The organism is Aquabacter spiritensis, assembly GCF_004346185.1.
Lineage (GTDB): Bacteria > Pseudomonadota > Alphaproteobacteria > Rhizobiales > Xanthobacteraceae > Aquabacter > Aquabacter spiritensis.
On record NZ_SMAI01000007.1, the window covers coordinates 222,277 to 237,566 of the forward strand.

6 protein-coding genes are annotated in these 15,290 nt (G+C 70.8%); all 6 read right to left on the bottom strand.

From position 1 onward, the window contains the following. Nucleotides 1-9: 9 nt before the first annotated feature. The gene (locus tag EDC64_RS13085) at nucleotides 10-1,149 is read right to left on the bottom strand and encodes a TIGR03032 family protein (RefSeq protein WP_132031992.1); all 1,140 of its coding nucleotides are present in this window, start codon (nucleotides 1,147-1,149) and stop codon (nucleotides 10-12) included. Then, a complete protein-coding gene (locus EDC64_RS13090) occupies nucleotides 1,149-11,516 on the bottom strand; it encodes an autotransporter outer membrane beta-barrel domain-containing protein (RefSeq protein ID WP_132031994.1) in 10,368 nt (3,455 codons plus the stop codon). Before EDC64_RS13090 ends, EDC64_RS13085 begins: the two co-directional genes overlap by 1 nt. Nucleotides 11,517-11,847: 331 nt before the next feature. Next, nucleotides 11,848-12,621, bottom strand: a complete 774-nt coding sequence (locus tag EDC64_RS13095; RefSeq protein WP_132031996.1) for an amino acid ABC transporter ATP-binding protein — start codon at nucleotides 12,619-12,621, stop codon at nucleotides 11,848-11,850. Between the two features lie 13 nt (nucleotides 12,622-12,634). Further along, on the bottom strand, nucleotides 12,635-13,510 hold the full coding sequence (locus tag EDC64_RS13100) for an amino acid ABC transporter permease (protein ID WP_132031998.1): 876 nt from the start codon (nucleotides 13,508-13,510) through the stop codon (nucleotides 12,635-12,637). Then, nucleotides 13,507-14,265 carry an amino acid ABC transporter permease gene (locus EDC64_RS13105; protein WP_132032061.1) on the bottom strand — a complete coding sequence of 253 codons (759 nt, stop codon included), beginning with the start codon at nucleotides 14,263-14,265 and terminating at the stop codon, nucleotides 13,507-13,509. Before EDC64_RS13105 ends, EDC64_RS13100 begins: the two co-directional genes overlap by 4 nt. 98 nt (nucleotides 14,266-14,363) lie before the next feature. After that, on the bottom strand, nucleotides 14,364-15,167 hold the full coding sequence (locus EDC64_RS13110) for a transporter substrate-binding domain-containing protein (RefSeq protein ID WP_132032000.1): 804 nt from the start codon (nucleotides 15,165-15,167) through the stop codon (nucleotides 14,364-14,366). Nucleotides 15,168-15,290: the final 123 nt, after the last annotated feature.

The window sequence follows — 15,290 nt, forward strand, 5'->3', positions numbered from 1 at the left end:
GCGCCGGCCTCACACCCAGCCGGGGGTATCGAGCGGACGCGGGGGCGCCTCGTAGGTCACGATGCTGGCAAGGTCCGGCCCCTGGAGCGGGGCCGCCATCGGACAGGCGACGCCCGGCATCACCTTGACGTCGAACAATTCCCGGATCGCGCCGTCGAGGCGGATCCATTCGACGATGTCGCCGGTGGCGAGATTGATGATCTGCACGCCGCACCAGGGCTGGCCACCCTTTTTGGCGATTTCATCCTCCAGCGGCAGACCTTTGAAGTTCAGGTTGCGCGGCAAAGAGAGGGTCACGATGGCGTGGCCGGCGTGGAAGTCGAGCCCACGCATGAAGCCGGGGCAGAAGGCGACATCCTCCCGCGCGCCGGTCGCCCGGTCGATCCGCACGAGATAGCCGCGGCCGGAATCGAGCACGTAGAGGGCGCCGTTATGCAGCCGCGGCGAATGCGGCATGGAGAAGCCCTCCGCCACCACGGCATCGTCGTCGACCGCGATCACCACGCCGCCGCCGACGCGGCTCTCGCGCCAGCCATCGACGACGTCGGAGCGGCTGACCGCCGTCACGTAGCGCACTTTACCGCCCTCGAGGCACAGGCCGTTGAGGTGGCAGCGATCCTCGCCGGCGAGGCGGGAGACGAATTTCGGCTTCCACAGCGGCCGGAAGGAATGGGTCAGGCTGAAGGTCGACAGGCAGGAGAATTTGGTGTTGACGAACACCACCCGCCCGTCCGCCTCCACCACCAGTTCATGGGCGTCGACATCGCCGGTGATCCGCGCCGCGCGGGGAATGAACAGCCGGTCGAAATGCTCGTTCGCCCGCTCGTTCTCCCCGAGCACGTTCTCAAGCCGCCAGATCTGCACCATGGAGGCGAGGAACAGCCGGCCCGGCTCGTACCAAAGCCCCATGGCGCGCTGGAAATCGCGCTGGTGGAACGACACCGCGCCGTCGCCGATCCGACCGATCAGGAACAATTGCCCGGTCTGATAGGAGGAGAAGGCGAGGCTGAGCTGGTGCTGGGCGAGCCAGCCCGAGAAACCGCGCGAACAGGTGATGTCGGTGGCACCGAGCGGCGCCTGCGCCGCAACCGAAGCCTCCGGGGCGGGGGCGGGATCCGCCTCCGCCGCCGGAGCGGAAAGTGTGCTCATCAAAAATGGACCGCCATTCGTGCCATACCGGCCTGGGAGACATAATTGTCGCCCACGCTGAGCCCATAGTCGAGCTTGACCTCGAAATTCTTGGCGGTCAGCGCCTGAATGCCGATGTCGAAATTGGCGAGCACGCTCGGCATGTAGGTGACGGTGTCGAACGTGCCGCTGCCGAGCGGCGCGCCGATGAACGCGGCGGTCGTGGTCCAGCTGTCGTTCGAGGCGAAAGAGGCCCCGAGCGTCGCATAAGGCCGCAGCACCGTGCCGTCCGCGAGGTCGAACCGGCCGCCGAGTTCGAGCGCCGGACTGACGATGAACGTGGTCTGGCTCGACCCGTTGATCGCCAGCTCCGCGCCGCTGGTGCCGTTCTCGATGTAAGACGGAACGTTCACGTAGGACACGTCGAAATCGACATAGGGCCGCAGATACCAGTCCTTGTACGGCATGTCGTAGGCGACCCGGAAGCGGCCGGTGACATTGTAGGTGTCCGACGAGCTGTCGGGCGAGGCGGCGAGGCCGGCGATCAGCCGCTCGCTGTCATAGTTCATATATCCGAAGTCCGCGGCGACGGCGAACAGCCAGGGGCCGGTCTGGTATTTCAGCGCGGCGCTGACGTCGAAGCCGGCGCCGGAGCTCCAGCTGCTGTTGCCCGCCCCGGTGGTCCAGCTCTCCTGATAGGCGACCGAGAAGGCGGTGAACCAGTTCGGCGCCACCTGGACCTGCACCCCGGTCTGCGCGGTGAGCGTGTCGGCGGTGAAGCCCTGATAGGAATTGGTGCTGGTCTGGGTGGTGCGGCCGAAGATCAGCCGCGCCCAGGCGCACTGGTCCTCGACCACCAGGGTCGTGCTGTCGGCGAAGACCGGGCAGCTCATGGTGCGGTTGAGCACGGCGCGGCTTTCCGAGGTGCGGGTCGAGGCGGTCGAGCCCAGCAATTCGGGGGACAGGTCGTTCAACGCCGCCTGATATTGGGCGACGTTGGAGACCCCCGCCAGCGAGGTGAAGACCGGCGTGAGCGCGGCGCTGCCGCCCGCATTCCAGGCCGCCTGGAGATGGCTGGCCGTGGATTGCTGGTTGCCGGACAGGCCCGCGCCGGCCGGGGCGAAGTTCGCCTGGGTCTGGGCGAGCAGCGTGTTCGCCCCGTTCATCGTTCCGGGCACGAGCTGCCATTGGAAGATGAAGGAATTGTCGTTCGCATAAGCCTGACTGGTGGAGATGGTGCTCGCCTGGAGCAGAGTGAAGGTGGTGTTGGGCACCACAGACAGCGGGTTCACCTGGATCGTCGGGCCGGTGATGCTGCCCGCCGCGACCACGAGGTCGGAGGTCAGGCTGACGCCGTCGAGATCCATGAGGAAGATGTTGGTCGGTATCGTGGCGATGCTGCCGCTGAAGGTCGAGGTGCCGATCGTGCCGAGGCCGAAGGGCGAGACCGTGCCGGCGATCTGCGCCGCGCCGGTGCCGACCTGGACGGTCGCGCCGGAATTGAACAGGCCGCCCGACTGGACCGTGAACCCGGACGCGGTGCCGAGCACCACGCTGCCGGACAGCGTGCCGCCGACAGTCACGGAGACCGGAGCGCCGGTGGCGCCGGAGATCGCCGTGCCACTGAGCGCCGACAGGCTGGCCCCGGATTCGATCGCGATGGTGGTCGGCACATTGCCGGCCACCGTGATGCCGCTGCCGGTGCCTGAGCCGCCGGTCACGGTCGCGCCGCTCTTCAGATCGACCAGATTGGCGATCGGATTTTCCGTCGCCCAGCCATAGACATTGATGCCCGGCGAACCCGAGCCGCTGGCGGTGATGGTGCCGCCGACGGTGAGCACGATGCCGCCGCCGGAGCCCGATCCGCCGGCGCTGCTGGCGACCGCGGTCGTGCCGGACTGCGAAACGCCGCCGCCGCCGCCGACCGACTGCACGTCGATGCCCGCCGCGCCCGATCCGGTGGTGGTGATCGTGCCGTTCACCGTCGCGAGCACCGGCGCGCCGTCGCCGGTGCCGCCGCCGGTGCCGGTCGTGGTGGTGGTCGAGCCGAACACCGTCGTCGAGAAGTCGCCGGCAACGCCGCCGCCGCCGCCGATCGACTGGAGCAGCACGCCGTGCGCGCCCGAGCCCGTGGTCGAGATGGTGCCGTCCAAGGTGAAGGTCACCGTGCCGCCATTGCCGCCGCCGCCGCCCGCCCCGGCGAAGGAGATTCCGGCCAAAGCGCTCGCCGATGCCCCCGCAACGACGCCGCCGCCGCCGCCGATCGACTGGCCGAGCACGCCCACGGCGCCTTCGCCCGTGGTCGAGATGCCGGCGCCGGAGGCCACCGTGGCATTGACGGCTCCCCCGTCATTGCCCGCTCCCCCATTATTGCCGAGGGTCACGGCCAGCGAGGCGGTGCCGCCCGACTGGGCCGCGCTGGCGAGCACCGTGCCGCCGCCGCCGCCGATCGACTGGGCATAGAGCCCGAAGGCCTGGGATCCCGCGGTGACGATCTGGCCGTTCACCGTGACATTGACCGTGCCGCCGGTATTGCCCGACCCGCCGGCCCCGCCGAGCGTGAGCGCCCCGGTAACGGTGCCGCCGCTGCCGGCATTCGCACTCGCCGCCGAGGTGCGGCCGCCGCCGCCGCCGATCGACTGGGCGACGAGGCCGTTCGCCATCGCGCCGGTGGTGGAGATGGTGCCGGATTGCGTCACGTTGACCGTGCCGCCGGAGCCCGCCGTGCCGCCGCTGCCGCCCATCGTGACCGCGAGCGTGAGATCGCTTTTGTCGGCGGTGCCGATGCTGTTGGCGAGGACGGCATTGCCGCCGCCGCCGCCGATCGATTGGGCGAGGATGCCGTCGGCGCCCGCGCCCTGGGTCACGATGGAGGCATTGATCGTGGCGTTGACGGTGCCGCCATCGCCGCCGGCCCCGCCCGTACCGCCGACCGCGGCGGACAGCGCCACTTTCGAGCTGCCGGCCGAAGCCGCGGAGGCCGCGCCGCCTTTGCCGCCGCCGCCGCCGATCGACTGGACCACGACGCCCGCGGACTCGGTGCCTTTGGTGCCGATCGACGGCCCCGCGCTGCCGGACGTGCCGATCTGGAGCGTCGCCATGCCGCCCATGCCGCCCGACCCGCCGCCGCCGCCGATCGACACGCCGAGACTGACATCGCTGCCGCTCGCCCCGTCGGCCGTGTCTTTGCCGATCGCCGCGAGACCGCCGCCGCCGCCGATCGACTGGACCAGGACCGCGTCGGCCCGGTTGCCCGCCGTGGTGACGGTGCCGGTGCCCGAGAGGGTGGCGTTCGCATTGCCGCCACTGCCACCCGCGCCGCCGCCGCCGCCGACCGCGCCGCCGAGCGCGATCTTGCCGGAGGCGGCCGCGTTCGAGCTGCCGGCCGCGCCGCCGCCGCCGCCCACCGACTGGACCAGGATCGCCGTCGCCCCGGAGCCGGACGTGGCGACCGAGCCGGACTGCGTCAGGACCGCGTCATTGCCGTTGCCGCCGGTGCCGCCGGATCCGCCGAGTCCGAAGGCGACCGTCGCCTTGCCGCCCGTGCCGGTCTCGCTCGCCGCGCCGGCCTTGCCGCCGCCGCCGCCGATCGACTGCACGACGAGGCCGAAGCTGAGCGCGCCGCTGGTCACGACCGTGCCGTCATTGGTGAGATAGGCGCGCCCGCCATAGCCGCCCTGGCCGCCCGCGCCGCCGAGCGCGAGGGCGACGTTGGCGTCGGCCTTCTTGTCCTTGGCGAGGCTGGACGCCGCCATGACGTTGCCGCCGCCGCCGCCGACCGACTGGACCAGGATGCCGTCGGCATGGTCGCCGCTGGTTTTGATGGCGGCGGAATTCTGCACCATGACTTGACCGCCGACGCCGCCTTGGCCGCCGGTGCCGCCGAGGCTCGCCGAAATCGCCACGATGCCGCTTCCGCCCGCGGCCGACGTCGTGGCGCCGCCTTTGCCGCCGCCGCCGCCGATCGACTGGGCGACCACCCCGTTCGACCCCTTGCCGGTGGTCGTGATGGTGACGCCGGAATTAAGCCTGACATTCACCTGGTCGCCGTCCGCGCCGAAGCCGCCGGTGCCGCCGAGCGCGAGATTGAGGCCGACGCCATCTCCGCCGGTGCCGTCCGCTTTGCCGCTGCCCGACCCGCCATTGCCGCCGCCGCCGCCGATCGACTGGGCGAGCACCGCATCCGCGACGTCGCCCGCGGTCGCCACCGTCACAACCGACTGGAGATTGACCTGGACCGATCCGCCGACGCCGCCCCTTCCGCCCGAGCCGCCGAGATCGCCGCCGAGGGCGATCTTGCTGGTTGCGGTGTTGCGGGCGCTGCCGGCATTGCCGCCGCCGCCGCCGATCGACTGGGCGAGGAGGCCGACCGCGCCGTGCCCGGCGGTGGAAATCGAACCGTCGAGATTCACCAGGACCTGGCCGCCCTGCGACCCGGTCCCGCCGGACCCGCCGAGCCCGAAGGTCACCGCCACCTTGCCGCCCGTCCCGGTATCGGCAGTCGCGCCGGCATTGCCGCCACCGCCGCCGATCGACTGGGCGATGATGCCCATGCCGAAGGCGCCTTCGGTGACGATGGCGCCGAAACTGGTGACGTTCACCTGGCCGCCGGACGATCCCGCACCCCCGCTGCCGCCGAGCGAAGCGGCGATATTCGCGTCCGCCTTCGCGTCCTTGCTGATGCCGCTGGCGAGCACCGCATTGCCGCCGCTGCCGCCGATCGATTGCGCGAGGAGCGCGACGGAATGCGCGCCGCTGGTCTTGATGGTGCCGCTGTTCGAGACATTGGCCGCGCCGCCCATCGAGCCGGCGCCGCCCGCCCCGCCGAGCGCGGCACTCAGGCTGACGGTTCCCGATCCGCCGGAGGACGAGGAGGACGCCCCGCCGCGCCCGCCGCCGCCGCCGATCGACTGGGCGACGAGGCCGTTGGCATGGTCGCCGCTGGTCTGGATGGCGCTGGCGCCGGAGGGCGAGGGGCCGTCGCCGTTCTGGATGGTGACGGTGCCGCCGAGGCCGCCCGCGCCGCCCGTGCCGCCGAGCGTCACGTCGAGGCTGCCGCCCTGCCCGCCCGCGCCGTCCGCCTTGCCGCTGCCGGCCGCGGCATTGCCGCCGCCGCCGCCGATCGACTGCGCCAGCACCGCATCGGCGCCGAGCCCGGTCGTGACCACGGCCGAACCGCTGAGACCGCCGAGCTGGATCGTGACGCTGTTGCCATCGCCGCCTGCGCCGCCGCCGCCGCCCAGCGAGCCGCCGAGCGCGATCTTGCTGGTGGCCGCATTGGTCGCGCTGCCGCCATTGCCGCCGCCGCCGCCGATCGACTGGGCGAGAATGCCGATCGCATGGGCGCCCGACGTGCCGACGCTGCCGGGCATCAGGACGGAGACCTCGCCGCCACTGCCGCCCGCGCCGCCCGAACCGCCGAGGCCGAGCGACACCGCCACCTTGCCGCCCGACGCGGTTTCCTGGCTGGCGGCCGCATTGCCGCCGCCGCCGCCGATCGACTGGACCAGGAGGCCGATGCCGGCCGCGCCGTCGGTGACGACGGTGGCGGCATGTTCCAGGCTGACATTGCCGCCCCTGCCGCCGCCGCCGCCGCTGCCGCCGAGCGTCGCCGAGATGTTGGCGTCCGCCTTCTGATCCGCGGATGTGGTGGAGGAGACGCTGGCATTGCCGCCGCCGCCGCCGATCGACTGGATCAGGATGGCGGCGGAATGGTCGCCGGTGACCTTGATCCCTCCGAAGTTCTTGACGTTCACCTGGCCGCCGATGCCGCCATAGCCGCCGGCGCCGCCGAGCGTGGCCGACACCGCCGCGACGCCCGAACCATCAGTGGCGCTGGACGATCCGCCGCCGCGCCCGCCGCCGCCGCCGATCGATTGCGCGACGAGGCCGCTCGACATGCTGCCGGTGGTATAAAGAACCGCGCCGTTGCCGGCGGACGTGCCGTTGAGGACGGTGACGGTGGCGCCATTGCCGCCGCCCCCGCCGCCGCCGCCCATGCTGAGCGCGACGCCCGCGCCTTGCGAGCCCGCGCCCGCGGCCTTGCTGGAGGCCGAGGAGGCATTGCCGCCGCCGCCGCCGACCGATTGGGCGAGCACCGCGTCGGCATGGCTCCCGGTGGTGGAGATCTGCGTCGTGCCCGCCGGGTTCGTCAGGGTCACGGTGACATTGCCGCCCACCCCCCCGCCGCCGCCGGCGCCGGAGATCGTCGCGCCGACCGCGATCTTGCTGGTTGCCGCGTCCGATGCGCTGCCGGAATTGCCGCCGCCGCCGCCGATCGCCTGCGCCAGGATGGCGATGCCGCCCTGGCCCTGGGTGGCGATGCTGCCCGAATTCGTGACGATCACCTCGCCGGCATTCGCGCCGGACCCGCCCGTGCCGGACAGGCCGAAGCTGACGCTCACCTTGCCGCCATTGGCGGTGTTGGCCGTGCCGCCCGCGGTGCCGCCGCCGCCGCCCACCGACTGGGCGAGGATGCCGATCGACTGGTCGCCGCTGAGCTGGATGGTCCCGCTATTGGTGACGCTCACGGTATCCGACGAGGCGCCGCTGCCGCCCGAGCCGCCGAGCGAGGCGCTGATGTCGTAGGCTCCGCCGGCGCCCTTGGATGCGACATTGCCGCCCTTGCCGCCGCCGCCGCCGATCGATTGCGCGAGGATGCCGTTGGCATGATCGCCGGAGGTCGCGATGCTGGCGCTGGAGGTGACGGTCACCGCGCCGCCGAGGCCGCCGACCCCGCCCGCGCCGCCGAGGCTCGCCGAGAGCGCGACCGACTTGGTCGCGCCGGCGGCATGGGAATCGGCCCCCGCCGCGCCGCCGATGCCACCGCCGCCGCCGATCGACTGCGCGAGGATCGCGTCCGACAGATCGCCGACCGTGACAAGACTGCCGCCCGTCGTGACAAGGACGGTGCCGCCATTTCCGCCCGCCGCGCCGCTCTCGCCGATCGCGCCGCCGAGGCTGATCTTGGAGGAGGTCGTGCTGTTGGAATTGCCCGCGCTGCCGCCGCCGCCGCCCACCGACTGGGCGATGATCGCCCCGGAATGGGTGCCCATGGTGGAGACCGCGCCATAGCTCGTCACGGTGACGGTGCCGCCCGCCCCGCCCGCGCCTCCCGTGGCGCCGAGGGTGAAGGTGAGGCCGACCGAGCCGCCGCTCTCGGCGCCGGCCGCCGCGCCGCCTTTGCCGCCGCCGCCGCCGACCGATTGGGCGAAGATCGCCGCCGCATGGTCGCCGGTGGTGGTGACGGTGGCGCCCGCGCCGGCGCTGCCGGAGGTCACGGTGACCGCGCCGCCGTCGCCGCCGCCGCCACCTTTGCCGCCGAGGCTGGCCGACAGCGCGAAGGAGGAACTCGACGAATTGCCGGACTGGAGATCGCCGGCGAGGCTCGCCGTGCCGGTCTTGGTGGTGCTGCTGGCGCTGCCGCCGACGCCGCCGCCGCCGCCGACCGATTGGGCGAAGATCGCCTCGGCATCGTCGCCGCCGGTGGAGATCAGGCCGGTATTGGTGATGATCACCGCGCCGCCGGACCCGCCGCCGCCGCCGCTGCCGCCGAGCGTAACGCTGAGCGCGACCTGTCCGCCATTGGAATTGGCCGTGCCGCCGCCTGCCGCCCCGCCGCCGCCGCCCACCGACTGGGCGAAGACAGCGCGCGAGCTGGCGCCCTGGGTGGAAAGGGTGCCGCTATTGGTGATGGTGACGGTGGCGCCGTTGCCCGCCGTGCCGCCCGAGCCGCCGCCGCCGAGCGAGAGCGAGATGCTGGTCTCGCCCGGCATGGTGACCGCATCGCCCGAGGTCGTGCCGACGCCGCCGGATCCGCCGCCGCCGCCGATCGACTGGGCCTGCACCGCATCGGCGAAATCGCCGGCCGTGGTGACGCTGCCGGTATTGGTCACGGCGACGGTCATGGCGTTGGCGCCGCTGCCGCCCGAGCCGCCGAGCGCGACCGAGACGTTCAGCGCTCCCTCGGGGGAGCCTGCGACCGAGAGCGCGCTGGAATCGCCGCCCGAGCCGCCGCCGCCGCCGATCGACTGCGCCAGGATGCCGATCGCCCCGAGGCCGGTCGTGGCGATGGTGCCGGAATTGGTGACGATCGTGTCGCCCGCAACGTCGCCCTCGCCGCCGCTGCCGCCGAGGCTCGCCGAAACCGCCGCCGCCGGCGCCTCCAGCGACACCGCGATGCTCTTGGCCGAGGAGGAGCCGCCATGCCCGCCGCCGCCACCGATCGACTGCGCCAGGATGCCGAAGGAATCCGTGCCGCTGGTGACGATGGTGCCGTCATTGGTGACGGTCACGGTGGCACCGACGCCGCCATCGCCGCCGGTCGCGCCGAGGGCCACGGCGGCGCTGAAATAGAGGCCGGCGCTCTTGGCCTTGGCGCTGCCGCCGGTGCCGCCGCCGCCGCCGACGGATTGCGCGAGGATGCCGATCGCGCGGTCGCCGGAGGTCTGGATCCCCGCTTCGTTCAGCACCGTCACCGCGCCGCCGTCGCCGCCGCCGCCGCCGGTGCCGCCGATGCCGAGCGCGACGAAGCCGATTGTGGTCGCGCTGGCGCTGCCGCCGGCCCCGCCGCCGCCGCCGATCGACTGCGCCATGATCGCGGCGGCATCCTCGCCGGTGGTCGAGAGCATGACACTGGTCGCGCTCGGGCCGGAATTGCGGACATAGACCGAGCCGGCATTGCCGCCCGTTCCCCCGCCGCCGCCGATGGCCGCCGACACGCCGATGCCGATGCTGGCGGAGCCGCCGCCCCGGCCGCCGCCGCCGCCGATCGACTGGGCGACGATCGCGAAGGCGGAATCGCCGGTCGTGCCAATCGTGCCGCTGTTATAGACCTTTGTGTTGTCGGCATTGCCGCCCGACGCGCCCTGGCCGCCGAGCGAAGCCCAGCCGCCGGCGCCGCCGCCATTGCCGCCGCCGCCGCCGATCGACTGGGCGAGAATGCCGTCCGAGAAGCTGCCGCTGGTGGTGATCGCGCCGTAATTCTTGACCAAAGCCTCGGCGCCGCCGCCGGTGCCGCTCTGGTCGGCCGTGCCGCCGATCGCGATCCCGGAGCCGGCGCCGCCGATCAGGCTGCCGCCGCCGCCGCCCACCGACTGGACCAGCATGGCATGGGCGTAGTTGCCGGTGGTCGCGACCGTAGCGCCGGCCGCATTGATGCCGGTCGCTCCGCCGGCCTCGCCGCTCGCCGCGCCGTTGCCGCCCATCGAGGAGAAGACCGATTCCGACGAGCCGCCATTGCCGCCGCCGCCGGCCACCGACTGGATGACGATCGCCACCGACCCGCTGCCGCTGGTCGACACCGCGCCGGCATTGCTGGCATAGACATAGCCGGACGCACCCCCGGCGCTGCCCGCTCCGGCGGTGCCGGAAAAGAAGCCCCCGACGCTCGCGCCTTCCGCGCCGGTCCCGCCGAGGCTTTGGGCGACCAGCGCGTTCGCCGCATAACCCGAGGTCGAGACCGTCGCGCCGGCCTGGATCTGCACGTCCACCACCTTGCCGCCGGGTGCGCCGCCGCCGACCCCGCCATTGCCGCCGTCGGCGTTCAGCGTGTCGTTGGCGGGCGCGCCATTGCCACCCGCGCCGCCATTGGCCGAAACCTGGATCGCCGCCGCACCGGCCCCGCCGGAGAAGATCACCGCGCCGGACTGGACGACGAGGCTCGCCGTGCCGCTCGCGCCGCCGGTGCCGCCGTCGCCGCCATAGCCCGCCGCATCCGCACGGGCATTGCCGCCCAGCCCGCCTTGGCCGCCATTCGCCGTGATCAGGATGGCCGGCGCGTCCTGCGCCCCGCTCGAGACCGTGCCGCTGCCGATGGTGACGGCGACCATTCCGCCCGCGCCGCCGGTTCCGCCGTCGCCGCCCCAGGCATGCGACGCACCGCCATAGCCATAGCCGCCGCCGCCGCCAGTGCCGCCGTTCGCGACCGCGGAAACCGCCGTACCCCAGGGCTGGACGGTGCCGGACACGACGAGGGTGATGCCGCCGCCGCCGCCGCCGCCGCCGCCCGCACCGCCGGTGCCGTTGGCGAGCGTCGAATCGCCCTCGCCGCCCCAGCCGCCTGCGCCGCCGGAAGAGGTGATCGAGACCAGGGTGTCGCCGTCGCCGGTGAAGGTCCCGCTATAGCCGCCGCCGGAGCCGCCCGTGCCGCCATTATAGCCGGTCGCGGCCTCGACATAATTGTGCACTTCGGCGCCGTTGGGGCCCGCCGGACCGGACAGATTGACGATGGTCTGTGCCGCAGCGGGGGTCATCGACGCCGGCGCGACGGCGATCAAAGCGAGGCCGCACAAAGTCGTCGAAAGCGCCGTCGACAGGCGCAGCCGCGCGCTCGACGCACCATAGACCCGGCCCGCGGGCCCGAGGGTCCGTTGATTCCCAGCTGCCATGGTGCCCCCCGAAAATCGAACCCCACGTCCCGGCCGAGCGCCCCGTGCCCCACAACCGCACTCGCGCGCCGATCCAGACGCTCGTCTCAGCTATCATATTGCTTGCTGGGATTCCATATCGGGCAGCTTAATCGGCCCATTCCAGGCGGAGAACCCGGTTTTCCATCCAACGAACCACAATCAAGAGTTGATTTAGAAATGTTTTCGTCGCAAATCGACTGAGTGCTGCTCCCCGCCGGACCGAAATATGACAGAGGCTTCACTTCACGACGCTTCGATGACTGGGGGATATGGGAGAAAACAGCGCATCTCTTCGCAATTCACCGCGCGGTTACAAGATCTGACCGAGGAAGGCCTGTGTGCGCGGGTCGCGGGGATCGTCGAAGAAGGAGGCCGGCGGGCCATGCTCGACGATCACGCCGGCATCAGTGAAATAGATGTGGTCGGCGACTTCGCGGGCGAAGCCCATTTCGTGGGTGACCAGGATGCAGGTCATCCCCTCTTCCGCCAGTTCGCGGATGGTGAGCAGCACCTCCTTCACGGTCTCCGGATCGAGCGCCGCCGTCACCTCGTCGAACAGCATGACGTCGGGCCGCATGGCGAGGGCGCGGGCGATCGCGACGCGCTGCTGCTGGCCGCCGGAAAGTTCGCCGGGATAGGCCTTCTCCTTGCCGGCGAGGCGGACCTTCGCCATCAGCGCCCGCGCCCGCGCCTCGACCTCGCGGCGGTCCTGCTTCAGCACGTGCAGCGGCGCCATCATGATGTTGTCGAGCGCGGTGCGGTGCGGAAACAGATTATATTGCTGGAACACCATGCCGACCTTGCGGCGCAGCGCCAGCTTGTCGAGATCGGGGTCGTTGACCTCCTGCCCCTCGACCCGGATCGTGCCGGAATCGATCGGCACCAGCGCATTGATGCAGCGGATCAGGGTCGACTTGCCGGAGCCGGAGGGGCCGATGATGCAGATCGCCTCGCCTTTGGCGACGTCGAGCGATACGCCCTTCAGCACCTCGATGGCGCCGAAGGACTTGCGTACGTCGACCAGCCGGATCAGCGGCTGATCCGGGGTCCAGCCGAAATCTTCGGGCGGGGAAAGGGCAGCCAAGGGTCGGCCTCCGTCACTGGTTCAGCTGGAAGCGGCGCTCGAGATAGAGGGTGAAGCGCTCGATCGGGTAGCAATAGAGGAAGAAGCACAGCATCGCGAAGCCGTAGAGCGGCGCGAGCAGATCGGGTCGACCGCCTTCGGCGGCATGGACCTGCGAAGTCAAAGTGAGCATCTCGCTCACCCCGACGATCGAGGCCTGCACGGTCGCCATGGTGATCAGGGAATAGAGGTTCATCCAGGGCGGCAGCATGCGCTTCACGCATTGCGGCAGAATGATCCGCCACATCGTCTGGCGGCGCGAGAAAGCGAGGCTTTCCGCCGCTTCCCATTGCCCGCTCGGCAGCGAGGCGACCGCGCCGCGCACGATCTCCGACATGTTGGCCATGACCGGCAGCGAGAAGCCGATCACCGCCTTCACCCAGTCGGGCAGCGGCATGGTGTGGCCGAACACGGTGAACTGGAACGGGATCATGAACATCGCGAAAAACAGCAAGACCAGCCAGGGCGAGTTGCGGAAGAATTGGGTGGCGGCCCAGGCGACGCGCCGCAGAAGCCGGTTCTCGCCGATCTGCAGCAAACCGAGCCCGAGCCCGGCCGCGGTGCCGAGCGCCATCGATAGGACCGACATCAGGATGTTGAAGCCGAAGCCCCACATCAGCAGCGGCAGCCAGCGCCAGATCACTTCGAGCGCCGAGAGCCGGGCGCCGCTCGCCTGGGCATGGGCGGCGCCGCCCACGACGAGCACCAGCCCGGCGATTCCGACGAGATGAACGAGCCGCAGGCGCGGCCAGGCGAAGGCGGCGGGCGGCGGCGGGCGAAAGGGCAGGAGCACCGCGAGCGGGGCACCGGCCTCGGATGGCTCCAGGCGGCGGGGTGGCGGCGCGCTCATCGTCCGCTCCCCTGGCCGTAGCCGGGAATGGCGAGCGCCTTCTCCCAGCGGTGCATGATGAAGACCAGGATGCCGACCAGCAGCGTATAGACGATCAGAAGCACGATCATCATCACCGGCACGTTCTGGCTGTCGGTCCAGATCTGCTTGGAGACATAAAGCGTCTCCGGCACGGCGATGGCGTAGGCCAGGGTCGTGGTCTTCAAAAGATTGACGAGATTGTTGTTGAGCGCCGGCAGACAGATCCGCAGCGCCAAAGGCAGCAGAACGTGGCGATAGACGCCGAGCCGGGTATAGCCGAGCGCCTGCGCCGCCTCGGTCGTGGTGCGCGGCACGGCCTCGAGGCCGGACCGGAAGATCTCGACATTGAACGCTCCCGCGAACAGCGACAGCGAAACGATCGCCCATTGCACATTGGTGAGGATGGGCACCCGCATCCCGTCGGCATCCTCGATGCGCGGCAGGATCTGGCCGAGGCCGAAATAGAAGAAGAAGATCTGCACCAGCGGCGGGGTGTTGCGGAAGATCACCACGAAACCGTTGACGAGGCCGCGCACGACGCGCAGCGGCGAGCCCTGCGCCCAGGCCCCCACCGCGCCGATGGCGATGCTGATCAGGATGCAGACGACGGCGAGATAGATCGTCATGCCGAGGCCCGACAGGAAACGCTGCCGGTCATAGGCGTCGTAGACGATGGTGAGGTTGATGCCGGTGGTCTCGTAGAGATCGAGAAACCAGCGCGCGACCGTTTCCATGAGCATGGCGCAAGGCGAGACAGCGGGGCCGCGGCGGACGGCACGGCGGCATCGCGAAGGACGCCCCCGTGCCCCCCGCGCGCGGCCCGCGCGGCGGCTCAGCTGCCCTTGTGCTTGTCGTGCATGCGCTTGGCGTAGTCCGTGGGGGTGATGCCCCACTTCTTCTCCTCGGCGAGGATGAAGCCGGTTTTCATCCAGTCGAGCGTGGTGTCGGTCATGAATTTGGCGAAGGCGTCCTCGCCGGGCGCCACCGCGAGGATCCAGGGCGCCTCCATGATGCCGGGCAGCGGCATCGCGAATTCGGTGTTCCATTCGGTGTCGAGCAGTTTGCCCTGCACGAAGGTCTGGTCATAGAGATAGCCGATGCATTCGCCGCCCTTGAGCGCGAACAAGGGCTTCTCCGAACCGTCGAAGGCTTTGACTTCGGCCCCGTATTTGGCCGAGACCTCCTTGTTGTACCAGGCGCCCGAGGTGCCGCAGAGCACCTTGCCCTTCAGATCGTCCCAGCCCGCGACCTTGGCCTTCTTGGACAGAAGGATATTGACCGAGTCGGAATAATAAGGCGGGTCGATCGCCAATGTGACCTTCCGGCGCTCCGGCTTGTCGGACATGGTGGCGATCATCAGATCGATTTTGCCCTGCTGGAGGAACTCGATCCGGTTGGAGGAGACGACCGGGATCAGTTCCAGCTTGACGCCCAGTCTTTTGGCGACGTCTGCCGCGAGATCGGGCTCGATGCCGACAATCGCGCCGGAGGGATCGCGGAAGCCGAACGGCTTATAATCGGCTTTCACGCCGACCACGAGCACACCCTTCTTCTTCACGGAATCGAGCACGTCGGCCTGTGCCGGCACCGCGCCGAGCGCGAGCGCAAGGCCTGCGGCGATCAGAAGTGTCTTCATCTCGTTCCCCTTCGTGCGCCGGAGCCCCGGCGAAATCCGCATCCCGCTTCCCCAACGAAAGGCCGGGCACGGGACCGAATGACCCAGTGTGCAAAACCGGGACCAGTTGGGGAAGGGGAATTC

Bases quoted from the DNA above. Each gene is read 5' to 3' on its own strand.
- EDC64_RS13110 (WP_132032000.1), bottom strand. From the start codon at position 15,167: ATGAAGACACTTCTGATCGCCGCAGGCCTTGCGCTCGCGCTCGGCGCG.
- EDC64_RS13085 (WP_132031992.1), bottom strand. From the start codon at position 1,149: ATGAGCACACTTTCCGCTCCGGCGGCGGAGGCGGATCCCGCCCCCGCC.
- EDC64_RS13100 (WP_132031998.1), bottom strand. From the start codon at position 13,510: ATGAGCGCGCCGCCACCCCGCCGCCTGGAGCCATCCGAGGCCGGTGCC.
- EDC64_RS13090 (WP_132031994.1), bottom strand. From the start codon at position 11,516: ATGGCAGCTGGGAATCAACGGACCCTCGGGCCCGCGGGCCGGGTCTAT.
- EDC64_RS13105 (WP_132032061.1), bottom strand. From the start codon at position 14,265: ATGGAAACGGTCGCGCGCTGGTTTCTCGATCTCTACGAGACCACCGGC.